17 protein-coding genes and 1 tRNA gene are annotated in these 23,159 nt (G+C 65.9%); 12 read left to right on the top strand and 6 right to left on the bottom strand.

Annotated elements, in window-relative coordinates:
• The 6 genes from AC6LJ5_RS15255 to AC6LJ5_RS15230 all read right to left on the bottom strand — a co-directional run.
• Positions 1 to 3,805, bottom strand: a 3,805-nt coding sequence (locus AC6LJ5_RS15255; protein ID WP_498140903.1) for a retention module-containing protein, incomplete at its 3' end; no start/stop codon positions are given.
• 83 nt (positions 3,806 to 3,888) lie between these two features.
• Positions 3,889 to 4,545 carry a response regulator transcription factor gene (locus AC6LJ5_RS15250; protein WP_498140902.1) on the bottom strand — a complete coding sequence of 219 codons (657 nt, stop codon included), beginning with the start codon at positions 4,543 to 4,545 and terminating at the stop codon, positions 3,889 to 3,891.
• 36 nt (positions 4,546 to 4,581) lie between these two features.
• Positions 4,582 to 6,012 (bottom strand): HlyD family type I secretion periplasmic adaptor subunit, encoded by a 1,431-nt coding sequence (locus AC6LJ5_RS15245; protein WP_103275269.1) that lies wholly within the window; start codon positions 6,010 to 6,012, stop codon positions 4,582 to 4,584.
• Between the two features lie 7 nt (positions 6,013 to 6,019).
• Positions 6,020 to 8,185, bottom strand: coding sequence for a type I secretion system permease/ATPase (locus AC6LJ5_RS15240; protein ID WP_369869703.1), 2,166 nt, complete (start codon positions 8,183 to 8,185; stop codon positions 6,020 to 6,022).
• Positions 8,169 to 8,381, bottom strand: coding sequence for a hypothetical protein (locus tag AC6LJ5_RS15235; RefSeq protein ID WP_103275267.1), 213 nt, complete (start codon positions 8,379 to 8,381; stop codon positions 8,169 to 8,171). The genes AC6LJ5_RS15240 and AC6LJ5_RS15235 overlap by 17 nt, the downstream gene beginning before the upstream one ends.
• A 25-nt stretch (positions 8,382 to 8,406) precedes the next feature.
• Positions 8,407 to 9,933 carry a TolC family outer membrane protein gene (locus AC6LJ5_RS15230; protein WP_103275266.1) on the bottom strand — a complete coding sequence of 509 codons (1,527 nt, stop codon included), beginning with the start codon at positions 9,931 to 9,933 and terminating at the stop codon, positions 8,407 to 8,409.
• A 553-nt stretch (positions 9,934 to 10,486) separates the two neighbouring features.
• On the opposite strand from AC6LJ5_RS15230, the gene leuC reads away from it, so the two are divergent.
• The 12 genes from leuC (at position 10,487) to AC6LJ5_RS15170 (ending at position 23,132) form a co-directional block, all read left to right on the top strand.
• A complete protein-coding gene (leuC, locus tag AC6LJ5_RS15225) occupies positions 10,487 to 11,890 on the top strand; it encodes a 3-isopropylmalate dehydratase large subunit (protein ID WP_103275265.1) in 1,404 nt (467 codons plus the stop codon).
• 25 nt (positions 11,891 to 11,915) lie between these two features.
• Positions 11,916 to 12,566: a 3-isopropylmalate dehydratase small subunit gene (gene leuD / locus AC6LJ5_RS15220; RefSeq protein WP_212318889.1), complete on the top strand. Its 651-nt coding sequence runs from the start codon at positions 11,916 to 11,918 to the stop codon at positions 12,564 to 12,566.
• A 32-nt stretch (positions 12,567 to 12,598) separates the two neighbouring features.
• Positions 12,599 to 13,675 (top strand): 3-isopropylmalate dehydrogenase, encoded by a 1,077-nt coding sequence (leuB, locus tag AC6LJ5_RS15215; protein WP_103275263.1) that lies wholly within the window; start codon positions 12,599 to 12,601, stop codon positions 13,673 to 13,675.
• A 293-nt stretch (positions 13,676 to 13,968) separates the two neighbouring features.
• A complete protein-coding gene (gene asd, locus AC6LJ5_RS15210) occupies positions 13,969 to 15,099 on the top strand; it encodes an aspartate-semialdehyde dehydrogenase (protein ID WP_103275262.1) in 1,131 nt (376 codons plus the stop codon).
• A 286-nt stretch (positions 15,100 to 15,385) separates the two neighbouring features.
• Positions 15,386 to 17,095 carry a type IV pilus assembly protein FimV gene (locus AC6LJ5_RS15205; protein WP_498140901.1) on the top strand — a complete coding sequence of 570 codons (1,710 nt, stop codon included), beginning with the start codon at positions 15,386 to 15,388 and terminating at the stop codon, positions 17,093 to 17,095.
• A 3-nt stretch (positions 17,096 to 17,098) separates the two neighbouring features.
• A complete protein-coding gene (gene truA, locus AC6LJ5_RS15200) occupies positions 17,099 to 17,911 on the top strand; it encodes a tRNA pseudouridine(38-40) synthase TruA (RefSeq protein ID WP_103275260.1) in 813 nt (270 codons plus the stop codon).
• A gap of 47 nt (positions 17,912 to 17,958) precedes the next feature.
• Positions 17,959 to 19,056, top strand: a complete 1,098-nt coding sequence (locus AC6LJ5_RS15195; protein WP_498140900.1) for a TRAP transporter substrate-binding protein — start codon at positions 17,959 to 17,961, stop codon at positions 19,054 to 19,056.
• A 183-nt stretch (positions 19,057 to 19,239) separates the two neighbouring features.
• Positions 19,240 to 19,890, top strand: coding sequence for a phosphoribosylanthranilate isomerase (locus tag AC6LJ5_RS15190; protein WP_498140899.1), 651 nt, complete (start codon positions 19,240 to 19,242; stop codon positions 19,888 to 19,890).
• A gap of 182 nt (positions 19,891 to 20,072) precedes the next feature.
• A tRNA-Val gene (locus tag AC6LJ5_RS15185) sits at positions 20,073 to 20,149 on the top strand.
• A 207-nt stretch (positions 20,150 to 20,356) separates the two neighbouring features.
• Positions 20,357 to 20,566, top strand: a complete 210-nt coding sequence (locus AC6LJ5_RS15180) for a hypothetical protein (protein ID WP_498140904.1) — start codon at positions 20,357 to 20,359, stop codon at positions 20,564 to 20,566.
• 218 nt (positions 20,567 to 20,784) lie between these two features.
• Positions 20,785 to 22,368 carry a hypothetical protein gene (locus tag AC6LJ5_RS15175; protein ID WP_498140898.1) on the top strand — a complete coding sequence of 528 codons (1,584 nt, stop codon included), beginning with the start codon at positions 20,785 to 20,787 and terminating at the stop codon, positions 22,366 to 22,368.
• Positions 22,369 to 22,478: 110 nt separating this feature from the next.
• Positions 22,479 to 23,132 carry a hypothetical protein gene (locus tag AC6LJ5_RS15170; RefSeq protein WP_498140897.1) on the top strand — a complete coding sequence of 218 codons (654 nt, stop codon included), beginning with the start codon at positions 22,479 to 22,481 and terminating at the stop codon, positions 23,130 to 23,132.
• Positions 23,133 to 23,159 lie beyond the last annotated feature (27 nt).

Raw genomic sequence — 23,159 nt, 5'->3', positions numbered from 1 at the left:
TGAGCTTGTCGTCTTCCTTGACCGAACCGGCGTCGTCACCCGGCTTGCTCGGGGTGATGACGGCCGCGTCGTTGGTGCCGGTGATTGTGATAGTGATGGTCTGGGTGGTCTTGCCGCCGTTGCCGTCGTCGACGGTCACGGTGATGGTGTCGGTGACCTTCTGGCCTTCGGCCAGGGCCTGCACCTTGGCGCTGTCGTTATCCAGCGTATATGTCCACTTGCCGTTCTGGTCGATGGTGAGCGAACCGTACTGGCCCTTGCCGCCGTCGTTGACGGACCAGGTGTGGGTATCGTTGACGTCGACGTCGTGTTTTTCCAGCTGGCCGGTAATGGTTTGCGTGCCATCTTCCTGGACGGCGCCGGTGGCCTCGCCCGTGATGGTCGGCTTGTCGTTGGTGCCGTCGATGGTGACGGTGACCTTGCCCTTGGTGCCATCGGCGGTGACGACTTCGAAGGTCTCGGTCAGCTTCTCGCCCACGCCCAGGGCCTGGACCTTGGGATCGTTGTTGTCGAGTTCGTACTTCCAGTTGCCGTTGGCGTCGATCGAGAACTTGCCGTGATCGCCCTTGAAGTCGGTCTGGGGCTTGAACGAAGCCTCGCCGGCATCCTTGTCGGTGACGTCCAACTTGCCGCCGGTGGTGAGCTTGTCGTCTTCCTTGACCGAGCCGGCGTCGTCGCCCGGCTTGCTCGGGGTGATGATGGCCGCGTCGTTGGTGCCGGTGATGGTGACGGTGATGACCTGGGTGGCCTTGCCGCCATGGCCGTCGTCGACGGTCACGGTGATGGTGTCGGTGACCTTCTCGCCTTCCTTCAACGCCTGGACCTTGGGGTCATCGTTGTTCAGCGTGTAGGTCCACTTGCCGTTCTGGTCGATCTGGAACGAGCCGTACTCGCCCTTGCCGCCGTCGTTGACGGACCAGGTGTGCGTGTCGTTGGTGTCGATGTCGTGCTGGGTCAGCTGGCCGGTCACGGTCGTGTCGGGGCCGTCTTCCTTGATGCCACCGGTCGCGGTGCCGCTGATGGTCGGGGCGTCGTTGGTGCCGGTGACGGTGACGGTGATGACTTGCGTGGCGGTGCCGCCGTTGCCGTCGTCGACGGTCACGGTGATGGTGTCGGTGACCTTCTGGCCTTCGGCCAGGGCCTGGACCTGGGCGCTCTTGTTGTCCAGCACATAAGTCCACTTGCCGTTCTGGTCGACGGTGAAGGTGCCGTATTGGCCCTTGCCGGCGTCGTTGACGGACCAGGTGTGCTTGTCGGTGGCGTCGACGTCGTGTTTTTCCAACTGGCCGGAGACTTCCTCGACCTTGTCTTCCGTGACGTCGCCGGCGGCTTGGCCGGTGATGGTCGGCTTGTCGTTGGTGCCGTTGATCGTGATGGTGATCGTGCCGGTGGTGCCGTCAGCGGTCGTGACCGTGATGGTCTCGCTCAGGCTGTCCTTGGCGCCCAGGGCCTGGACCTTGGGATCGCTGTTGTTGAGCTCGTACTTCCAGTTGCCGTTGGCGTCGATGGAGAACTTGCCATACGTGCCCGCGATGTCGGTCTGGGGCTTGAACACGGCCTCGCCCTTGTCGGGGTCGACCACGTCCAGCTTGCCGTTGGCGGTGAGCTTGTCGTCTTCGGTCACCGTGCCCTTGTCGTCGCCCGGCTTGCTCGGAGTGATGATGGCGCCGTCGTTGGTGCCGTTGATCTTGACGGTGATGGTCTCGGGGGTCTTGCCGCCCTTGCCATCGTCCACGTAGACGGTGAAGGTCTCGGTGATGGACTCGCCGGTCTTCAGTTCCTTGACGGACGTGTTGGCGGGATCCAGGTTATAGGTCCACTTGCCGGTCTGGTCGACGGTGAAGGTGCCGTACTTGCCCTTGCCGTCGTTGCTGACGGACCAGGTGTGGGTGTCGTTGACGTCGACGTCGGTCTTGCCGAGCTGGCCGGTGGCGCTGGTGTTGCCGCCATCGGTGACTTCGCCGGAGGCCTGGCCGCTGATGACCGGGGCGTCGTTGGTGCCATTGATCGTGACGGTGACGGTGCCCTTGGTGCCGTCGGCGGTGACGACTTCGAAGGTCTCGACCAGCTTTTCGCCCACGCCCAGGGCCTGGACCTTGGGATCGTTGTTGTCGAGTTCGTACTTCCAGTTGCCGTCCTTGTCGATCGAGAAGGTGCCGTGCTCGCCCTTGAAGCCGGTCTGGGGCTTGAACTCGGCCTCGCCGGCGTCCTTGTCGGTGACGTCCAGCTTGCCGCCGGTGGTCAGGTCCTTGTCTTCCGTGACGGAGCCCTTGTCGCTGTCATCGCCATGCGGGGTGATGACGGCCGCGTCGTTGGTGCCCGTGATGGTGACGGTGATGACTTGGGTGGCCTTGCCGCCATGGCCGTCGTCGACGGTCACGGTGATGGTGTCGGTGACCTTCTGGCCTTCGGCCAGGGCCTGGACCTTGGCGCTGTCGTTATCCAGCGTGTACGTCCACTTGCCGTTCTGGTCGACCGTGAACTTGCCGTATTGACCCTGGCCGCCGTCGTTGACGGACCAGGTGTGCTTGTCGTTGACGTCGACATCGGTCTTGGTCAGCTGGCCGGTGGCGGTCAGCGCGCCGTCTTCCTTGACGTCGCCGGCGGCCGCGCCGCTGATGGTCGGCACGTCGTTGGTGCCGTTGATGGTGATCGTGACCGTGCCGGTGGTGCCGTCGGCGGTCGTGACCGTGAAGGTCTCGGTCAGCTTCTCGCCCGCGCCCAGGCCCTGGACCCTGGGATCGTTGTTGTTGAGGTTGTAGACCCAGTTGCCATTGGCATCGATCGAGAACGTGCCATACGTGCCCGGACGGTCGGCCACGGCGACGAAGAACGACTGGCCGTCGTCGGGGTCGACCACATTGAGCTTGCCGTTGGCGGTCGAGACCTTGTCTTCGGTGACCGAGCCGGCGTCGTCGCCAGCCTGGGCCGGGGTGATCCTGGCCGGGTCGTTGACGCCGACCACGGTCACTTCCACGGTGGCAGTCGAGGTGGCGCCGCTGGGGTCGGTGACGACGTAGGAAATCGTGGTGGTGGCGGTCTGGCCTTCGGGCAGGTGCTGGAAGCTGGTGCCCGGCACGAACACGTAGCTGCCGTCCGGCTGCACGATGAAGGTGCCGCCATTCGAGCCGGTGACCGCGACGCCGCCCGGGGTCATGGGGCGGCCGTTGATCGAGACGATGCTCAGCGGATCGCCATCGGGGTCGCTGTCGTTGGCCAGCAGGTTGCCGCGGATGGTGGTCTTTTCGTCGCCGCGGGCCGTGTCGTTGACGGCGATGGGCGCGTTGTTGGTGTTGCCGGCGCCGCCAGCGCCGCCGCCACCGCTACCGCCGAGCAGGTTCAGCGTGTCCAGGCCGCGGTTCGGATTCGGATAGGCCAGATCCAGCGGGGACGTGGTTTCAAGGATGCGGGCCAGGCGCACGAAACTGCCGCCGCCATCATCGCCAGGACCGCCGCTGACCACGGCGGCGGTCGGATCCAGGACTTCAAACGGGTCCTGGCCGGATTGCAGGGCCGCCAGCAGGCGCTCGGAATCGGTGCCCTTGGGCGGGGTGACGGCGGCTTCGGTCGGATCGGGCAGCGCGCCCGATACGTCCCCATTCATGGCGACCTGACGGCCTTCGCCGATCACGATGGGCATGCCGTTTTCCACTTGCAGGGCGACGGTGGCGCCCGAGGCGGTGACGACGTCGCTGCCGGCGGGGACCTTGCTGCCTTGATGCAGCTCGGTCAGCGAGCCGTCGCTATTGCGAATCCAGGCGCGGCCGGTGAGTTCGGTGACGACGGCGGGAGAGGAGTTGGCCATGATGGGTTCCGTTGAGGGATTGATCCAAGATGGCCAGATACTAGAGGAGCCCCGGAGACCGGGGTATTGTCCTTGAGGACAATTCAGGAGGGGATTTTGCTGCGGGATTCGCTAGGCGAGGAGATGCCGTGCACCAGCAGCGCCAACTGCAGGCGGTCGGACACGCCCAGTTTCTCGAAAACCGCCGACAGATGGGCCTTGACGGTGCGTTCGGTGATGCCCAGCGCCTCGGCGATCTGGGCATTGGCCCAGCCGCCGGCCGCGTAACGGGCGGCGGTGGTCTCGCGCTCGGTCAGCAGGCCGCCATCCCAGTCGCCGGCGTCCTGGCCTTTCTCGGCCACCAGGCGCAGCAGGCGGCTGACCAGGGAACGGCCCATCCAGATGCCGCCCGTGGAGATGACCTCCAGGGCCTGTGCCAGCGCCTGCGGCGGGGCGTAGCTGTGGCAGTAGCCTTGGGCGCCCGCGGCCAGGACCTGGGTGCCCTGTTCGTCGTGGGGGCTGGCGCTGGCGACCAACAGACTGAGGCCGGCCAGGGTCTGCGCCCAGGCGGCGTCCTGCCAGGACGGCAGCCGCGGCAGGTCGGCGTCCAGCACGGCCAGGGAACGGCCCTGGTCGCGCCAGCGCTGCAGGTCGGTCAGCCCGCGCCCGCGGGCAACCAGCCAGCGCTCGGGATCGAGCTCTCGCCAGCGCTGCCACAACAGATCGTCGTGCGTAATCAACAAGACGGGAACGGATTTCATAAAGCCTTCTCGCTCTCCTCTAATCAAGTAAGGGGGTCAACGCTCGGTAAAGGCGTTGGCCTTGGCGCGCAGGACCGGCTTGAGCAGGTACTGCAGCACGGTGCGCTTGCCAGTCAGGATGTGAACCTCGGCCACCATCCCGGGGATGATGGGCAGGTTCTTGTCCCCCACGGTGCTGCGATCGGTGCGGACCCGCACCACGTAGTACGAATTGCCTTTCTCGTCCGTCACCGTGTCGGCGCCGATCTGCTCGACCTTGCCTTCCAGCCCGCCATAGATGGCGAAGTCGTAGGCGGTGAATTTCACCTCGGCCTTCTGGTCGGCATGCAGGAAACCGATGTCGCGCGGCAGGATGCGCACTTCCAGCAGCAGCGTGTCGTCCTTGGGCACGATCTCGATGATGTCCTTGCCCGGCTGCACCACGCCGCCGACCGTGTTGTTGAACAGGGTCTTGACGGTGCCGCGCACCGGCGCGCGTACCTCGGCCAGCTTGACCCGGTCGGCCAGCGCCAGCTTGCCCTCGCGCAGCGTGGACAGCTTGGTGTTGGTCTCCGACAGCTCGTTGCGGGCCTGGTTGCGGATATTCAGCTCCGATTCCTCGAGCTTGCTCTGGGCTTCCTTGATGGAGGCCTGGATACGGTCGATCTGGGCCTCGGCGCCTTTCTGTTCGCCGCAGTAGCGGGCCACGTCGCGCTGCAGGCGCAGCAGGTCCACCTCGGACACGGCGCCGCTCTTGAGCAGCGGACGGGTCACCTGCAGCTCGCGCGAGGTCAGGCCGCAGCTGGCCGAGGCCTGGTCGCGCTTGGCAATGGTTTCGCGCAGTTCTTCCTGGCGTTGCTTGAGCTGCTCGCGGGCGACGTTGACGGTGGCGTTCAGCTCGCTGGTGCGCGCCTGCCAGGCGTTGCGCTCCATTTCGATCAGGTTGGGCGCCTGCTTGAGCACTTCCTCGGGCGCGACGAAGGGCTCGCCGGTCGCCAGCGCCTTCAGGCGCGCCGACTTGGCCAGCAGCGACAGGTACTCGGCGTTGTTCTCGCCCAGCGAGGAGGCGAAGCGGGTGGAGTCGATCTTGAGCAGGATCTGGCCGGCCTCGACCTCCTGGCCGGGTTTCACCAGGATTTCCTCGACGATGCCGCCGTCCAGGCTCTGGATGATCTGCACCTGGCGCGAGGGCACGACCTTGCCTTCGCCGCGCACGACTTCGTCGATGCTGCCGAAGCCTGCCCACAGCAACAGCAGGGCAACGGCCAGCAGGCTGGTCCACAGCAGCACGCGGGCGCCGCGCGCCTGCGATTCGTGGATGACCCATTCGGCGTTGCCGACGTAGTCGTTGCGCTGCTGCGGCTTGCCCTTTTCGGCGCCGTCGAGCAGGCGGTCGAAGCCGTACACGAAGACGTTGCGCAGCCTGAGCCAGAGCCGCGTCAGCAGGCCCGGCCGGGCGGCGGGTTTTTGGGTGGCGATGTTCTCCATGAGTCCCTCAGCTTCCGCGTCCGACGCGTCCTTGACGCAGGGCTTCGATGACTTGCTCCTTGGGGCCGTCGGCCATGATCTGGCCGTTGTCGATCACGATGAGGCGGTCGACCAGCTCGAGCAGGGCGGTGCGGTGGGTGACCAGCATGATGGTCTTGCTGGCGCTGACCTCGCCCAGGCGCTTGCGCAGCTGCGCCTCGCTCTGGTGGTCCATGTTGCTGCTGGGCTCATCGAGCAGCAGGATGGGCGGGTCGTTGATCAGCGCGCGGGCCACGGCCACCGACTGGCGCTGGCCGCCGGACAGGGACTCGCCGCGCTCGCCGATCAGCATGTCGAAGCCATTGGGATGCAGGTTGGCGAACTCGGACACGCCGGCCAGGTTGGCCGCGGCCAGGATGCTGGCGTCGTCCGCATAGGGCGCGCCCATGGCCAGGTTGTGCTTGAGGCTGCCATAGAACAGCAGCGGATCCTGCGGCACGTGGCCGATGGCGCGGCGCACGTCGGCCGGATCGATCTGGCGCACGTCCACGCCGTCCAGCAGCACGGCGCCCTCGGTGGGCTTGTACAGCGCCAGGGCCAGCTTTTCCAGCGTGGTCTTGCCCGAGCCGATGCGGCCGATGATGCCGACCTTTTCGCCCGGCTTGATCTTGAACGACACCTTCTTCAGCGCCGGCTGCGAGCTGCCGGGGTAGGCGAAGGTGACGTCGCGGAATTCCAGCGCGCCATGGAAGACCGGGCGGTGCAGGAACTCGGCCTCGGCGGGGCGTTCGATCGGCAGCTTCATATAGTTGTCGATCGAGGCCAGCGAGGTGCGCGCGTTCTGGTACTGCATCAGCAGCCCGGCGACCTGGCCCAGCGGCGCCAGGCAGCGGCCGGCGATCATGGACGCGGCGATGATGCCGCCCATGGAGATCGCGGATTCCTGGGCCTGGTACACGCCGATCACCACCACGGAGATCGACACCAGCTGTTGCACCGCCGCCACGAAACCCACCGTGGACGAGGAGATCAGCTTGAGCTTGCCGCCGGTCTGGGCGATGAACTCGGTGGCGCGTTCCCAGTTGCGCTGGATCGCGCCCTGCGCGTTCAGCGTCTTGACCGCTTCCAGGCCGGTCAGCGCCTCGACCAGGGTGGCGTTGCGCTGCGACGAAGCCTGGAACGAGGCCATGGTCAGCGCTTCCATGCGGGCCTGGGCGGCCAGCGACACCAGCAGGATCAGCACGATGGCGACCAGCGGCGGCAGCACCATCCACGGCGAAATCCAGACCAGCGCCAGCAGGAACAGCAGGATGAATGGCAGGTCCACCAAGGTGGTGATGGTGGCCGAGGCGATGAAGTCGCGGATGGACTCGAACGAGCGCAGATTGGCCGCGAAAGAGCCCACCGACACCGGCCGGCCCTCCATGCGCAGATCCAGCACGCGCTCCATGATCTGCGCCGACAGGCGCACGTCCACGCGCTTGCTGGCGCTGTCCACCACGTGCGAGCGCGCGGTGCTCAGGATCATGTTGAAGACGACCACCAGGGTGATGCCCAGGGCCAGCACCCAGAGCGTTTCGACGGCGTTGTTGGGCACCACGCGGTCATAGACGTTCATGGTGAACAGCGGCATCGCCATGGCGAAGATGTTGATCAGCAGCGCGGCGATCAGCGCATCGCGGTACAGCCGCCGGTTTTCCATGATGGCGGCCCAGAACCAGTGGCGTTCGCGCACCTTGGCCACTTCGGGCGCGCGGGCGTCGAAGCGGAACTGCGGCCGCACGAAGCACACCAGGCCGGTGTATTGCAGGGCCAGTTCCTCGGGGCTCATCTCCACCGAGCTGCCGCCAAGTTCGGGATGGCTGACCAGGTACTGGCCGCCTTCCTTCTTGAGCAGCAGGCAGGCGCGCTCGCCCTGCAGCAGCAGGATGGCGGGCAGCAGGTCCTGGGGGATCTCGTCCAGCGCGCGCTTGACCACCCGCGCGGACAGCTGCGCGCGCGCGGCGGCGCGCGGCAGCAGGGCCGGGGTCAGGCGGTGGGCTTCCAGCGGCAGGCCGGCGGACAAGGCCTGGGCCGTGGTGGCGACGCCATGCAGCCGGGTGACTTCCACCAGGCAGTCCAGCAGCGGATCATCGTGGGCGGCGCGGGCGTCGGCGCGCCATTCACGGGAGGCCTTCTCAGATAACTTGTCCATCTTCGTCATCCAGCAGGTCCAGATGCTCCGCGAGACGCGCGCGATGCTGCTTGCGCTGCGTCAATTTTTGTTGTGCCTGCACAGGCAAATCGGTCAGGCGCAAGGTGCCATTGGCGATCAAAGCGTCGATCAGGTCTTCCAGAACGCGGACGAAGTCCGCGTCCAGTTGTGAGAAACCGTTGTTCTCAGTGGCCATGTGGCCTCCCTTGCCCAGGCCGGAATCACGGCCTGGCTTGCGGCGCGCGCCGGGCGCCGTCGGCGCCGGAAGCGTTGACCGGCACCAACGTCGGCGGCAGCGTGCCTTCGTTGTATTGCACGCGCACGGGAGCCAGGCGGGTAGCGTCGGGAACCGTCGAATTGCACTGCTTGATCACTTCGTCGGACACCACCAGCTTGCCGTTTTCCTCGGGCATCTCGTTGCGCGCGGGCTGCAGCGACAGCGCCGGCAGCAGCGCGTGCGAGAGCGCCAGCCAGCGGTACTGCGCAAGCTTGAGGTCATATTGCGCATTGGTCAATGCGCGGCGCGATTCGAACAGCTCGTTTTCGGTGTTCAGCAGGTCCAGCAGGGTGCGCTGACCGATCTGGAATTGCTGGCGATAGGCATCACGGACCTTGGCGGTGGCAACTTCGTGGTCACGCAGGAACGGCATGCGCTGGTTCAGGCTGGTGATGTTGTTCCAGGCCACGGCCAGGTCCTGCTGCACGTTGCGGCAGGTGTAGTCGCGGATGTCGCGGGCGGCATAGGACTGCGCGGACGTCTGGCGCACGCGGGCCGAGTCGGCGCCGCCGCGATACAGGTTATAGGACATCATCAGCTGGACGCTGGTGCTGTTGATGCGGCGGTTTTCCGGGGTCGGATCGTTCTGGTTGCGGCCGGTGGAGGCCACGAACTCGAACTTCGGCGAAAACGCGCCCTTGGCCGAGGCGATGCCGGCTTCGGCGGCCTGCAGGCCAGCCTGCTTGGACAGGAAGCTGGGGTTGCGGCGCAGCGAGTCGTTGAAGTCGCCCGGCTTGGCGGGCAGCTTGGCGTCGACGTCGGGCACCGGTTGCAGCGTTTCGGGGGGCAGGGCGCCGGTCACGCGCTGGAAGCGCTGCTGCACGTCCAGCAGGTTGGCGGTTTCCGTCATGAGGTTGGTCTGCGCCAGGGCCAGGCGGCCGCCGGCCTGTTCCAGATCCACGCGGCGGCCCACGCCCGATTCGGCGCGCTGGCCGATCTGCTTGAGCGTTTCTTCGTGCAGCGAATAGTTCTGGCGCGCCAGCAGCTCCATGTCGCGGTAGCGCTGCAGGTCGATATAGGCCTGGGTGGCGGCCAGCGCGGTGGCGTCGCTGGTGGCCAGCACGTCATAGAAGCGGGCCAGCTTGTCGAAACCGGCCTGCTTGACGTCATTGCTGGTGCGGAAGCCGTCGAAAATCAGCTGGCGCAGTTCCAGGTTGTAGCCCGGGCGGCTCCATTGCTGGGAACCCACGCCCGGTACGTTGTTGCGGTATTCGCGGCCCACGTAGCCCTGCGCGTTGACCTGCGGGAAGAACGCGGCGCGCGCCACCGACTGGCCTTCGAGCGAAGACTGGAAGTCGTGGTACTTGGCCTGGATTTCCGGGTTGCTGAGCAGGGTCTGTTCGATGACCTGATTCAGGGTGGTGCCTTCAGCCGCGGCGGGGTCTGCGCCGGTGGCGGGTTGCGCGAATGCTGCGGGAGCGAACGCGAGAGCGATGACGAGAGTCGTGCGCTTGAGCAAGAACGTAGCCATGATGATTATTCGCGAGTCGAGTTGGGTTTAGATGGCCGACATAATGTATGTAAATGTCAAAAGAGACGATTAAAGATTTGTTAATTCGTAAACGATAATCGCCGGCCGTCTGGTGCTTTTTCGCGCAACATCGATGAAAACGGTCGAACTTGCACGATTCTTCCCTTTGATGACAGGTTTTATTCTTAAAAATGCGTTTTGTTTCGCATTATTTCGAATCAGCTTTCGAAAGGGAAAGCAAGTTTATAGCGTTTTGCTAACTCTGTATCAAATTAGTTTAAATTGACGAAGATATGTGATTATTTGTCGGAATTTGATGCTTGCGGCGGATGCGCGTTCGCGCTTGTCTCGAACATAGCGGCGGCGGTAGCCGGCGCCTGGGCCGCCATGGCGGCATGGGCATCATGGTAGTGTTAATACTAGGATAACTGCTGTGGTTGTACTAGGTTCAGCGCCTGTGCATAATTCCCACATGCCGCAGCGGCCGGCACGGGCAAGCCAGTCTTGATCCCGCGCCGGCACAAGACGGACCGTCCATCAGCCGAGCGCATCCATGGCCCAAACCCTTTACGACAAACTCTGGGACGCCCACATCGTCCATCAGGAATCAGACGGCACCTGTCTGCTCTATATCGACCGCCATCTGGTGCATGAAGTCACCAGCCCGCAGGCGTTCGAAGGCCTGGCCATCGCCGGGCGCAAGCCCTGGCGCACCGGCGCCAATCTGGCTGTCGCCGATCACAACGTGCCCACGCTGAACCGCGCCCAGGGCATCGACGATCCGGTTTCCAAGCTGCAGGTGGACACGCTGGACGCCAACTGCGACAAGTACGGCATCACCGAATTCCGCATGAATGACCTGCGCCAGGGCATCGTGCACGTGATCGGACCGGAGCAGGGCGCCACGCTGCCCGGCATGACCGTGGTCTGCGGCGACTCGCACACCAGCACGCACGGCGCGCTGGGCGCGCTGGCTTTCGGCATCGGCACGTCCGAGGTCGAGCACGTGCTGGCGACGCAGACGCTGCTCATGAAGAAAGCCAAGAGCATGCTGATCAAGGTCGAGGGCGAGTTGCCCTTCGGCTGTACGGCCAAGGACGTGGTGCTGCACATCATCGGCATCATCGGCACGGCCGGCGGCACCGGCCATGCCATCGAATTCGCCGGCAGCGCCATCCGCGCGCTGTCCGTGGAAGGCCGCATGACCGTCTGCAACATGGCCATCGAGGCCGGCGCCCGGTCGGGGCTGGTGGCGGTGGACGACAAGACCGTCGAATACTTCCGCGGCCGTCCTTTCGCGCCCAATGGCGTGCTGTGGGACCAGGCCGTCAAGTATTGGCGCACCCTGCACACCGACGAGGGCGCGAAGTTCGACACCGTGGTCGAGGTCGACGCGCGCGACATCAAGCCGCAGGTCACCTGGGGCACCTCGCCCGAGATGGTGCTGCCGGTGGATTCCCGCGTGCCGGATCCCGACCGCGAAAAGGACGACGTGCGCCGCAGCGGCATGGAGCGCGCGCTGGAATACATGGGCCTGAAGCCCAACACTCCGCTGACCGATATCCGCGTGGACCGCGTGTTCATCGGTTCCTGCACCAACTCCCGCATCGAGGACCTGCGCGCCGCCGCGGCGGTCGCGCGCGGCAAGCGCGTGGCGTCGAATGTGCGCCAGGCCATGGTGGTGCCGGGTTCCGGCCTGGTCAAGCAGCAGGCCGAGCGCGAAGGGCTGGACAAGATCTTCATCGAGGCCGGCTTCGAATGGCGCGAGCCCGGCTGTTCGATGTGCCTGGCCATGAACGCCGACCGGCTGGAGCCGGGCGAGCGCTGCGCCTCCACGTCCAACCGCAACTTCGAAGGCCGCCAGGGCCAGGGCGGCCGCACGCACCTGGTCAGCCCGGCCATGGCCGCCGCCGCCGCCGTGGCCGGCCACTTCGTCGACGTCCGCTCGTTCCGCTGAGCGCCCCGCACCGAGATCCGACATCATGCAAGCATTCACCACACACGAAGGCCTGGTGGCTCCGCTCGACCGCGAAAACGTCGACACGGACCTCATCATCCCCAAGCAGTTCCTCAAGTCCATCAAGCGCACGGGCTTCGGCCCCAACCTGTTCGACGAACTGCGCTACCTGGACCACGGCGAGCCGGGCATGGACAACAGCAAGCGTCCGCTGAATCCGGACTTCGTGCTGAATCAGCCGCGTTACCAGGGCGCGTCCGTGCTGCTGGCGCGCAAGAACTTCGGCTGCGGCTCGAGCCGCGAGCACGCGCCCTGGGCGCTGACGCAGTACGGCTTTCGCGCCATCATCGCGCCGTCCTACGCCGACATCTTCTTCAACAACAGCTTCAAGAACGGCCTGCTGCCCATCGTGCTGTCCGAGCTGGAAGTCGCGCGCCTGTTCGACGAAGTGAAGGCCTTCCCGGGCTATAAGCTCAACATCGACCTGGACCGCCAGGTGGTGGTGGCGGCCGACGGCCGCGCCATGAAGTTCGACATCGAGCCGTTCCGCAAGTACTGCCTGCTCAACGGCTTCGACGACATCGGCCTGACCCTGCGCCACGCCGACAAGATCCGCGCTTTCGAGGCCGAGCGCCTGGCGCGCCATCCCTGGCTCGAAAGCCGTCCGATCGCCTGAATCTCCATACCGACCACTGGATCCCTAAGCACATGACCCACAACATCGCAGTCTTGCCGGGCGACGGCATCGGCCCCGAAATCGTCGAGCAGGCCGTCCGCGTGCTCAAGGCGCTGGACGTGCCTTTCGACATCAAGCAGGCCCCGGTCGGCGGCGCCGCCTTCGACGCGTTCGAGCACCCGCTGCCGCCCGCCACGCTCAAGCTGGCCAAGGAATCGCACGCCGTGCTGTTCGGCGCCGTGGGCGACTGGAAGTACGACAGCCTGCCGCGCGAATTCCGTCCCGAGCAGGCCATCCTGGGCCTGCGCAAGGCGCTGGGCCTGTTCGCCAACCTGCGTCCCGCCATCCTGTACCCGGAACTGGCCAGCGCCTCGTCGCTCAAGCCCGAGATCGTGTCCGGCCTGGACATCCTCATCATCCGCGAGCTGACCGGCGACATCTATTTCGGCACGCCGCGCGGCGAGCGCGCCTCGCCTGACGGCGCTTTCGCCGGCGAGCGCGAGGGCTTCGACACCATGCGCTACGCCGAATCCGAAGTGCGCCGCATCGCGCGCATCGGCTTCGAATCCGCCCGCAAGCGCGGCAAGAAGCTGTGCAGCGTGGACAAGGCCAACGTGCTGGAGACCTCGCAGTTCTGGCGCGACCTGGTGATCGAGGTGGCGCGCGAGTATCCGGACGTGGAGCTGTCGCACATGTACGTGGACAACGCCGCCATGCAGCTGGTGCGCAACCCGCGTCAGTTCGACGTCATCGTCACCGGCAACCTGTTCGGCGACATCCTGTCGGATGAGGCCGCCATGCTGACGGGCTCCATCGGCATGCTGCCCTCGGCCTCGCTGAACGCGGGCGGGCAGGGCCTGTACGAACCCAGCCACGGTTCCGCGCCGGACATCGCCGGCCAGGGCATCGCCAATCCGCTGGCGACCATCCTGTCGGCCGCCATGATGCTGCGCTATTCGCTGAACCTGGCGCCGCAGGCCGACCGCATCGAGGCCGCCGTGCGCCGCGTGCTGGCCGACGGCTTGCGCACCGCCGACATCTACGAGCCCGGCACCACCAAGGTCGGCACCGCGGGCATGGGCGACGCCGTGCTCAAGGCGCTGGCCTGATGCGCGCGCATGCCGCGCCTTCCCGGCGCGGCATGCCGTGCTTGCAGGGGCCGTGGGATGCCTGTCCCCGCCGCCGCCTGGCGGCGCCGGTTCGCGGCAAATCTTGCGGCCCCGTTTTCCGCCCCACCCGATGAAAACGCGCCGCAGGCGCCGGCGCGCATGCCGGCCGCGTGGCGCGCCGGCCACTATTCAAGCTGCGCCGCAACATATCCCCGTGCATTCTGATAAATTGTCAGGAGTTGCACGCCTTTTTCCCTCCCCGGACTAGTCTCCACCTTTATAGAGCGATTGAAATGAAGCAAGCAGTAGGCCTTGTCGGCTGGCGCGGTATGGTCGGCTCGGTGCTCATGCAGCGCATGCGCGACGAGAACGACTTCGCACTGATCGAACCGGTGTTTTTCTCCACCAGCAACGCTGGCGGCGCCGCGCCCACCTGGGCCGATGGCGCGGGCCCGCTGCAGAACGCCTACGACATCGACGCTCTCAAAAAACTGCCCATCATCATTACCGCGCAGGGTGGCGACTACACCTCCGAGATCTACCCGAAGCTGCGCGGCGCGGGCTGGAACGGCATCTGGATCGACGCCGCCAGCACCCTGCGCATGGCCGACGACGCCATCATCGTGCTGGACCCGGTCAACCGCCCGGTCATCGACGCGGCGCTCAAGCGCGGCGTGCGCAACTTCATCGGCGGCAACTGCACGGTCAGCTGCATGCTGATGGGCCTGGCCGGCCTGTTCAACAACGACCTGGTCGAGTGGATGACCACCATGACCTACCAGGCGGCCTCGGGCGGTGGCGCGCAGCACATGCGCGAACTGCTGACTCAGTTCGGCGAGATCAACCAGGCGGTCAAGCCGCTGCTGGACGATCCCGCGTCCGCCATCCTGGAAATCGACCGCGGCGTGCTGGCCAAGCAGCAGGATCCGGCGCTGCCCCACGAGCACTTCGGCGTGCCGCTGGGCGGCAACCTGATTCCCTGGATCGACAAGGATCTGGGCAATGGCATGTCCAAGGAAGAGTGGAAGGGCGAGGTCGAGACCAACAAGATCCTGGGCCGCGGCGCCGCCTTCGGCACGCCCGCCACCCCGATCGACGGCCTGTGCGTGCGTATCGGCGCCATGCGCTGCCACAGCCAGGCGCTGACCATCAAGCTCAAGCGCGACCTGCCGATCGACGAGATCGAATCGCTGATCGCCCAGGGCACGCAGTGGGCCAAGGTCGTTCCCAACACCAAGGAAGACACCGTCCGAGCGCTGACCCCGGTGGCCGTGACCGGCACGCTGGACATCCCGGTGGGCCGCCTGCGCAAGCTGTCGATGGGCCCGCAGTACCTGGGCGCCTTCACCGTGGGCGACCAGCTGCTGTGGGGCGCCGCCGAGCCGCTGCGCCGCATGCTGCGCATCGCGCTGGCCGAAGCCTGATCCCGGTTCGCGCGCCGCGCGCAGGCGCGGCGCAGGGTCGGCCGCCAGGCCGCGACACAAGGGCACCTGCGGGTGCCCTTGTCGCATGCGCGCCGCGCGCGGCGCGACAAAGCCCTGCCGGGCCAGCGCCGCCGCGCCTTTCAGGTTTGTGAAACGCGCGGCATCCATTACACTTTTCCGATGTATTGAGGCCGGTTCTCACTGCTGTGCCGGGAACGGGCGCATGTCCGCCATTCGATCGCAAGTACGGAATTCCAAGCTTATGACCCAGCGTTCGCGCCAAGTGATGCAAGCCCGCCGTCTCAAAGCCCTGCAGTGGGCGGTAGCGCTGGCCCTGGGCACGAGCGTCTGCGGGTCTGCGTATGCCATGCGCGTGGGTCATTCGCGCGTGGTTTCGGTGCCGGGCGCGCCGTTGCAGGCCGTGGTCGGGCTGCAGGAACTGACGCCCGACGAGATCGCATCGCTGCGCGTCTCGGTGGCCGACGAGGCCGCCTGGCAGCGCGCCGGCCTGAAGCCGCCGGTGCCCCTGGCCGACCTGGTGGTGGGCGTCGAGAACGGCATGGACGCCACGCGCAAGAACCTGCGGGTCCGCTCGAGTCAGGCGCCGGCCAGCGGCGCTGTCGATCTGTTGCTGGACATCAGTTCCAGCGCCGGCCAGCGCCAGGTCCAGGTCAGCATCCTGGTGCCGCTGCGCGGCGCGGGCGCCGACGCCACGCCGGCCTCGGTGGGCGGCAAGGCGCGCGCGGGCGCCAGCGCCGGCGGCGCCACGCTCAATGTCAAGCCAGGCGACACGCTCTACGCCATCGCGCAGCGCAACGCGGTGCCGGGCGCTTCCATCTACCAGATGCTGGTGGCCCTGTGGCGCGCCAATCCTCAGGCCTTCATACAGAGCAACATGAATCTGCTCAAGGCCGGGCAGAAACTCTCCATTCCCGACGCTGATGCCGTGCGCGCGATCGATCCGGCCGAGGCGCGCCGGATCTTCAACGAGCATGCCGAAGCCTTCGCCAAATACCGCTCGCGCCTGGGCGCGGCGGCGGGCGCCAATCCCACCGTGGTCAAGGGGCAGAGCGCCGCGTCCGGCACTGTCAGTCGTTCCGGCGATACAGGCGCCGCTTCCGCCGCGTCCGCCCAGGACCGCCTGCGCCTGTCCAACGGACAGGACGGTGGCCAGGCGCAAGCCGACGCCCAGGGCGATGCCAAGGCGTCCGCCGGACACGCGATGGCCGATGCGCAGGCGCGGGTGACTACGTTGCAGGGCAACGTGGACGCGTTGAACAAGGCGGTGGGAGAGCAGGGCGCGGCAGGACAGGCCGGTGCGACGGGCGCTGGCGGCGTAGCGGGATCGGCGGGTGCTGCCGGCGCTGCGGGTGCCTCTGGCTCTGCGGGTGCTGCGGGCTCGACGGGGGCCGCTGGGGCGGCTGGATCTGGCGGTGCGGCAGGCGCGGCCGGTACCGCGGGATCCGCCGCCGCGGCGGGTGGTGCTGGCGCCGCCGGATCGACTGGCGCGACCGGCGCGCCAGGCGCTGCCGGATCGACCGGAGCAACGGGCGCCGCCGGGTCGGCAGGAACGACGGGCGCGGCAGGCGCCGCGGGTTCGAGTTCTGCTGCGGGAGCGGCGGGCGTCGCGGGTGCTGCGGCTTCCGTCGGCGCCGCTTCGGGTGCGGCCCAGGCCGCCGCTTCCGGCGCTTCGGCACCAGAAGGCAAGAGCGCTGCGGACCAGAAGCCGTCCGATCTGCTGGCCGGCGCGCCGTCCTGGCTGACCGACAATCTGCTGGTGATCGTCACCGCCGTGCTGGCGCTGCTCGTCTTCATCATCGCCTGGGCGCTGCGCCGCGCCGGCGCGCGCCGTGGCGATGACGACGAGGAAACCTACGCTTACGCCGAGCCGGCGCTGGACACGGCCGCGCTGAACCGCAAGCTCGAGACCATCAGCCTCGACCTGGACGAGCCGCCTTCGGATGAACCGCGCCGCCCTGGCGCTCCCAAGGCCTGATCGATGTCCAGAGTCGCATTGGGGCTGGCCTACGACGGCTCGGCCTGGCAAGGTTGGCAGACGCAGCCGCACGGCCAGACCGTGCAGGACACGCTGGAGGCCGCGCTGGCCAGCTTCTGCGGCGTGCCGGGCACGGTGCCCACCATCTGCGCGGGTCGCACCGACACCGGCGTGCACGGCGCCATGCAGGTCGTGCACCTGGACACGGCGCTGGACCGGCGCATGGAGTCCTGGGTGCGCGGCGTGAACGCCTTCCTGCCGCCGTCGATCTCCGTGCAATGGGCCAGGCAGGTTCCGGACGATTTCCACGCCCGTTTCTCGGCTCGTTCGCGCACCTACGTCTATCTGCTGTGGCGCGGCCGCGTGCGTCCCGCATTGTGGGCCGGGCGCGCTGGCTGGTGCTTCCAGCCGCTGGACGTGGCCGCCATGCGTGCGGCGGCCGGCGCCCTGCTGGGCGAGCACGATTTCTCCAGCTTCCGCTCGTCGCAGTGCCAGGCCAAGCATCCGGTGCGCCACCTGCATCGCCTGGACATCGAGGAACGCGGCCCGTTTCTTGTTTTTACGCTTCGGGCCAACGCTTTCCTGCATCATATGGTGCGCAACATCATGGGCGCGCTGCTGCAGGTCGGGCAGGGCAGGGAACAGGCGGAATGGATGGCGCAGCTGCTGTCCTGGCGCGACCGCAAGCGCGGCGCGCCGACCTTCGCGCCTGACGGCCTGTACCTGTCGGCCATCGAGTACCCCGAGGCCTTCGGCCTGGACGAGCTCGACGGCGGCGCGCTGCTGTTGTCGCCCTTCACGCAAACCTGGGGCTAGCGGCCGGCTGCGGCCTGCCGTTCCCTTTCGCTCGAGAGGTTCCTGCCATGCGCCGCCGCGCCTTCCTCAAGCAAACCGCCCTGGGCGCCACGGCCGGCGCTGCCGCCCTGGCCTTGCCGGCGCATGCGCAGGAAGCGCCCGTGGTGACATGGCGGCTGGCATCCAGCTTTCCCAACGAATCCCCCACGCTGTACGCCGGCGCGGAGGACGTGGCGCGCTATGTCAGCGAGGTCACCGATGGCCGTTTCAGCATCGTGATCGCCGCCGGCGAGGATGCCGTGCCAACCGGGCAGGTGCTGCAGGCCGTCAGGGACGGCGTGGTCGAATGCGGCCACACGGCCTCGACCCGCTATTTCGATATCGACCCGGCGCTCAGCTTCGACGCCGGCGTGCCGTTCGGCCTGAACACGCGCCAGATGCACGCCTGGATGACGCAGGGCGAGGGCCTGGCGCTCACGCGCGTGCTGTTTGGCAAGCACAACATCCTGAACTTTCCCTGCGGCTACACCGGCGCGCAGATGGGCGGCTGGTTTCGCGGCGAGATCAAGACCGTCGATGATCTGCGCGGCCTGAAGATCAAGGCCAACGGCTTCGCCCGCCAGGTGCTCGCGCGCATGGGCGCGGCGCCCGTGGATATGCCGGTGGCCGACACCTACGCCGCGCTGGAACAGGGCGAGGTCGACGCGGTGGCCTGGATCGGTCCCTATGACGACGAGAGCCTGTCGCTCTATAAGGTCGCGCGCAACTACTACTTTCCTGGCTGGTGGTCGGGCACGTGGCAACTGTCGTTGTATGTGAACCAGGCCTCGCATGATGCGTTGCCCAAGTCCTACCAGACCGCGCTGGCGCTGGCCTGCCGCATGGCGAGCGCCAACATGATCGCCAAGTACGACGCCGGCAATCCCGACGCGCTGCGCCGCCTGGTGGCCAAGGGCGCGCAGCTGAAGGCGTTTCCCCGGCCCGTCTTGCAGGCCTGCCGCGAGGCGTCGCAGAAGGTGTTCCAGGAGCTGGGCGCCAAGGACCCGATGTTCAAGAAGCTCTACGACAGCATGGCGGCGTTCAGGGACAAGGAGATCCCCTGGTTCCGCGTCGCCGAGGGCGGGTTCGACGGCCTGATGGCCGCGCCGGGCCAGCCGGAAACCTGAGCGTCTTCGTCCTGTCCGCTGTCCCGGCGATATACTGTTTGGCGATATGCCCCTGGCGCAAGGCGCTCGCATTGCCCGCATTCGGAAGGCCGCGCGCCGCGGCGTGTTCCGGCCTGACGGCGCCGCGAACCTGGGGCCTGTAGTGTTTTCGCCGCGCCTTGCGCGGCACATGCCTGGAACTCCATGCGCACACGCATCAAGATTTGCGGCCTGACCCGCGAACAGGACATCGATGCCGCCGTCTCGGCGGGCGTGGATGCCATCGGCTTTGTCTTCTATCCCAAGAGCAAGCGCTGCCTGACGCCTGCGCGCGCGGCCCTGCTGCGCCGCCGCGTGCCCGCCTTCGTCGACGTGGTGGCGCTGTTCGTCAATCCCGCCGAGGACGAGGTGCGCGCCGTGCTGGACCAGGTTGGCCCCGAGCTGCTGCAATTCCATGGCGACGAAACGCCGCAGCAATGCGCGCACTATGGCCAGCGCTTCCTGCGGGCGTTCCGCGTCGGCGCGCCCGGGCTGGATACGTCCGCCGGACTGGCCGCGCAATGCCGCGCCTACGGCGAAGCCGCGGGCTGGCTGTTTGACAGCTACAGCACGGGCTATGGCGGCAGCGGCCTGGCCTTCGATCACGCGTTGCTCGACGAAGTGCGCGCCGATCCCTTGTCGCGTCCGCTCATCCTGTCGGGCGGCCTGAAGCCGGAAAGCGTGGGCCAGGCGGTGCGCTTGCTGCGGCCGTGGGCCGTCGATGTGAGCAGCGGTGTCGAGGTCGAGCAAGGAATAAAAAGTTCTGATAGAATCTCGGTCTTCGTTGCAGCAACGCAAGAAGCTGACGCGAAATGAAGAGAACGAATTAAAAGTAAGTGTTGCAGGCCAGCGTGGCTGCGAAGTTCGGAAGCTTGAATCCTAGTTCAAGGCTTTTGGAACGAAGCAAATCAAGCCGCGCGGCGCAATGAAACAAGCAAAAAATCTGAAAAGACGATTTGCATGCTTCAAAAAAGCACTATATAATTCTTCTTCTTTGCAGGCGGTTAGCTCAGCTGGTTAGAGCGCCACGTTGACATCGTGGAGGTCGTTGGTTCGATTCCAATACCGCCTACCAAATTCCTGCAAAGTGCTGTGAAGCACGGCAAAGAAAAAGCCGCCAAGTCCATGACTTGGCGGCTTTTTGTTTTTCTGCCCGGTGCCTGGGGGCTCTGGGATGGGCAAGGCAGATGGCGTTCGGGCCTATACGACGCAAGGCGAAAATATAACCAGCGCGCGCCGATGCAACCCAAGGCCAATACGGTCGGTAACCGGCGCTAGAGCCTTGTTTCAAGGAACGGCAATACACTTCGCCCACCTTGAACTCTGCGCGTATGACATGAAAATTCTCTGTGGCCTGATCGTGATGGCTTCCTTGCTTGCGGGCTGTGCCGTGTACACCCCGGACGGCGCGGTGATCGTCGACCCGCATCGCGGCGGCGGCGGTGGCGGCGGGTTCTGTCCGCCGGGGCAGGCAAAGAAGGGAAATTGTTGATTGGGAACGGCGGATCGCCGTTGAAATGGGCGCTCCAGGCCGGGGCGCCCTTTTCTTTTGCGTGGATCCTGCCAGGTTTGGGCAGTCCTTGAAGCCGGGCAGCTGAAATCGGCATCGTCTTCTGCTTCGTGCGGGCGCGGGATCATCGCGTCAGGCTGGAACCAACATGAGGACGGCGTCACCCACTGACTGTTCTCAATTCCAGAAGGAGAGGCGTCATGGTTGGCAAGGTCTATGATCCGCCTGGTATCAACCGTACTTCGCCCCGCGAACGCGAGGGCGGGACAAGCAAGCCATCGCCTGCAACCACACTCTGCGCCACGCCGGTTAAAGATCCAGAACCTGTCGTCGTCCCGCGATTCAAGTCCAGGCCTGACGTGGGGGCGTTCAAGCCATCGCCGGCGCCCGCGCCGACCCATTTGGCAAGCGGGCAGGCGGTGGCGTCGATCGTCAATCCGACGTCAAGTACGGCGCTCAATCCCGCGCTCAAGCCAGTTCCCAAACCGGTTTCCAAACCGATGGCAAATCCAATGGCCAAACCGCCGGCCCGCAACGCTGCGCTCGCCAACGGAACCGGCAAAGGCATTTTTGCCGATGGCGAGAATCTGCCAAGGTTGCCAGTGCAACAGGCCATCTTTCGTTTCGCGCTGGAACAGAGCAGGCGCATTGATGACACCGCCGGCTATATGAAGATGAGCGAGGTCCTGGGGTTGGTGAGCAAGGCTACCCGGAAAATCGTTCAGCCATCCGTCGAGCTTTACCATGCGCTCGACAACGATGATTTGTCGCGCCTGCTTCGTTTGCAGAAGAAGGGCTTTATCCAGTACTCAGAATCGACGGTCCTGCGAGCGGATGTGACCCTGCCGGCGGTCGGCCTTGGAAAGCTGCCCGATTGGGTCAAGCATATCGATCTGGCGCATGCTTCATATCGTCCCACTGCGCAGAATCAGCAATCCCGCTATTTCTGGGAGATGCTTTCCGACTTCAAGAAGAGACCGGTTTCCCTGGAGACGCTGGTATTGCCGCATTGCGTAGCGTACCTTGACGCGGCACAGGAGTTCCTGGATCGGGGGCTTCGATTCGAGCAGGCCGAAGGGCAGGGGTTCGAGACGCTGAGGAAGCTGGTGGTGCCCGGCGAGCGCGTTCCCGGCGGCTTGCCAAGTTCCCTGCTGAGATGCTGCCCCGCGCTGGACACGCTGGTCATCGAGCATTTTGACGACGACAGCGACCTGACTGCCGTTGGGGCGCTGGGCAACCTCAAGAGACTGGAACTGAAGTTCAGGGGCAGCCATGTGGCGCCCATCGATCTGCTCATGGGGAAGCTGGGCGTCATGACTGGCGTCGAGGAATTCGATGGCAGCACCATCGACCGTGCGTACCTGCTTCCCTCGTTGGAACGGCATTTTCCCAGGCTCCGATCTTTTACCTGTGGGGAGGATTTCATGACCCCGCAGGTAATTCCCGAAGGTATCCGTCTTGATAACAACAAGCACGTGTCGGCGGTAACCTGGCTCGACGCGCAGGTTCCGAAGGCGACGCTCGACATGCTGGATACGCTGCCCAGTCTCGAAACCTTGCGCACGCCGAATTTTCCAGTCTTTCCTCCCCAGGTCAGCCAGATACAGGAATGGGCGGATCATCAGATCTTTGGCAAGATCAAGACGCTGGAGCTCGCCTGGGTCAGGATGAATGACGCGACGATGGCGGCATTGAGAGCGTGGCTGCCGCAGTGCGAGTTCGTGGGCCTGCTCGGCGATCTGTCGAGGTACGCGAAGCCCGTGCATGCAAATACTGCAACCTGATGCGTCCAGGGTAGCGCAGCGGCAGGATGCGCCGGTGCCCGCTAGACGGAACGCCCGCGATCGCGGTCGTTACTCACTTCCTGACCGATCACAGGTCTGGAGGTTGCAAGATGTCTATCGTGCAGAACTATCGCAATGCCAAGCTGCTGCTGAATGCGGAGCGCAAATCGCGAGCGCCGCTGGGCAAGCTCGGCAACACCAACATCGCCGCGGCGGGCCAAGGTGATAGAACGCCGCCGCGTGCGCCGTCACGTTTGCGCGAGCGCTGCAGCGTGGAGATCCGTTCGCTGTCTTTCGCTCTCAAGGCCGTGGTTGTCCCGCAGCCGCGGCTGTTCACTGTCGTCAACAACGTTGCTTACGGTTATCCGCTGGAGGAAGATCCGCTCGGCCTGGTCATGAAAGCGCGGTGGAACGACCGGATTGCCGAGTTGTACAGCGCCCTGACGGAACAGCAGACGGCCGATCATCCCTTGGACCTCGCGCCGACGCCGCGCCAGCGTCTGGCGCTTGAGCGCTTGCAGGCGCTGGCGGATACATGGACTGGGCAGGGGCGGTCGCTGCTGGCGCTGCGTCCCGCGACGCTCGATCATCTGGCCCGGCTGCGCCCCGATGATCGGTTGGATATGGAGACCACCATCAATGCGTTGGAGTTCGCCGACGAGATGTCGCCCGAGCTGAGGGCGGTGGCGCTACCGTTCGTCCAGCAGCCGGCCCTCAATACCGGGCAGCAAGTGTCCCTGTCCGTCGCGGCCATGGACGCATAGAGCCCAACCCTCTGGCATGCCGCCATC

This window comes from Achromobacter sp. 1011791174, assembly GCF_059760925.1.
The sequence above is the reverse complement of the archived record's forward strand: the minus strand, read 5'-3'. Positions and strand labels throughout refer to the sequence as shown.

What these genes read in the sequence shown, in the direction of transcription:
- AC6LJ5_RS15250 (WP_498140902.1), bottom strand. Translation starts at nt 4,545, where the DNA reads ATGAAATCCGTTCCCGTCTTGTTGATTACGCACGACGATCTGTTGTGG.
- AC6LJ5_RS15195 (WP_498140900.1), top strand. Translation starts at nt 17,959, where the DNA reads ATGCGCCGCCGCGCCTTCCTCAAGCAAACCGCCCTGGGCGCCACGGCC.
- AC6LJ5_RS15175 (WP_498140898.1), top strand. Translation starts at nt 20,785, where the DNA reads ATGGTTGGCAAGGTCTATGATCCGCCTGGTATCAACCGTACTTCGCCC.
- AC6LJ5_RS15190 (WP_498140899.1), top strand. Translation starts at nt 19,240, where the DNA reads ATGCGCACACGCATCAAGATTTGCGGCCTGACCCGCGAACAGGACATC.
- truA (WP_103275260.1), top strand. Translation starts at nt 17,099, where the DNA reads ATGTCCAGAGTCGCATTGGGGCTGGCCTACGACGGCTCGGCCTGGCAA.
- asd (WP_103275262.1), top strand. Translation starts at nt 13,969, where the DNA reads ATGAAGCAAGCAGTAGGCCTTGTCGGCTGGCGCGGTATGGTCGGCTCG.
- AC6LJ5_RS15235 (WP_103275267.1), bottom strand. Translation starts at nt 8,381, where the DNA reads ATGGCCACTGAGAACAACGGTTTCTCACAACTGGACGCGGACTTCGTC.
- leuC (WP_103275265.1), top strand. Translation starts at nt 10,487, where the DNA reads ATGGCCCAAACCCTTTACGACAAACTCTGGGACGCCCACATCGTCCAT.
- leuB (WP_103275263.1), top strand. Translation starts at nt 12,599, where the DNA reads ATGACCCACAACATCGCAGTCTTGCCGGGCGACGGCATCGGCCCCGAA.
- AC6LJ5_RS15245 (WP_103275269.1), bottom strand. Translation starts at nt 6,012, where the DNA reads ATGGAGAACATCGCCACCCAAAAACCCGCCGCCCGGCCGGGCCTGCTG.
- AC6LJ5_RS15230 (WP_103275266.1), bottom strand. Translation starts at nt 9,933, where the DNA reads ATGGCTACGTTCTTGCTCAAGCGCACGACTCTCGTCATCGCTCTCGCG.
- leuD (WP_212318889.1), top strand. Translation starts at nt 11,916, where the DNA reads ATGCAAGCATTCACCACACACGAAGGCCTGGTGGCTCCGCTCGACCGC.
- AC6LJ5_RS15170 (WP_498140897.1), top strand. Translation starts at nt 22,479, where the DNA reads ATGTCTATCGTGCAGAACTATCGCAATGCCAAGCTGCTGCTGAATGCG.
- AC6LJ5_RS15205 (WP_498140901.1), top strand. Translation starts at nt 15,386, where the DNA reads ATGCAAGCCCGCCGTCTCAAAGCCCTGCAGTGGGCGGTAGCGCTGGCC.
- AC6LJ5_RS15240 (WP_369869703.1), bottom strand. Translation starts at nt 8,185, where the DNA reads ATGGACAAGTTATCTGAGAAGGCCTCCCGTGAATGGCGCGCCGACGCC.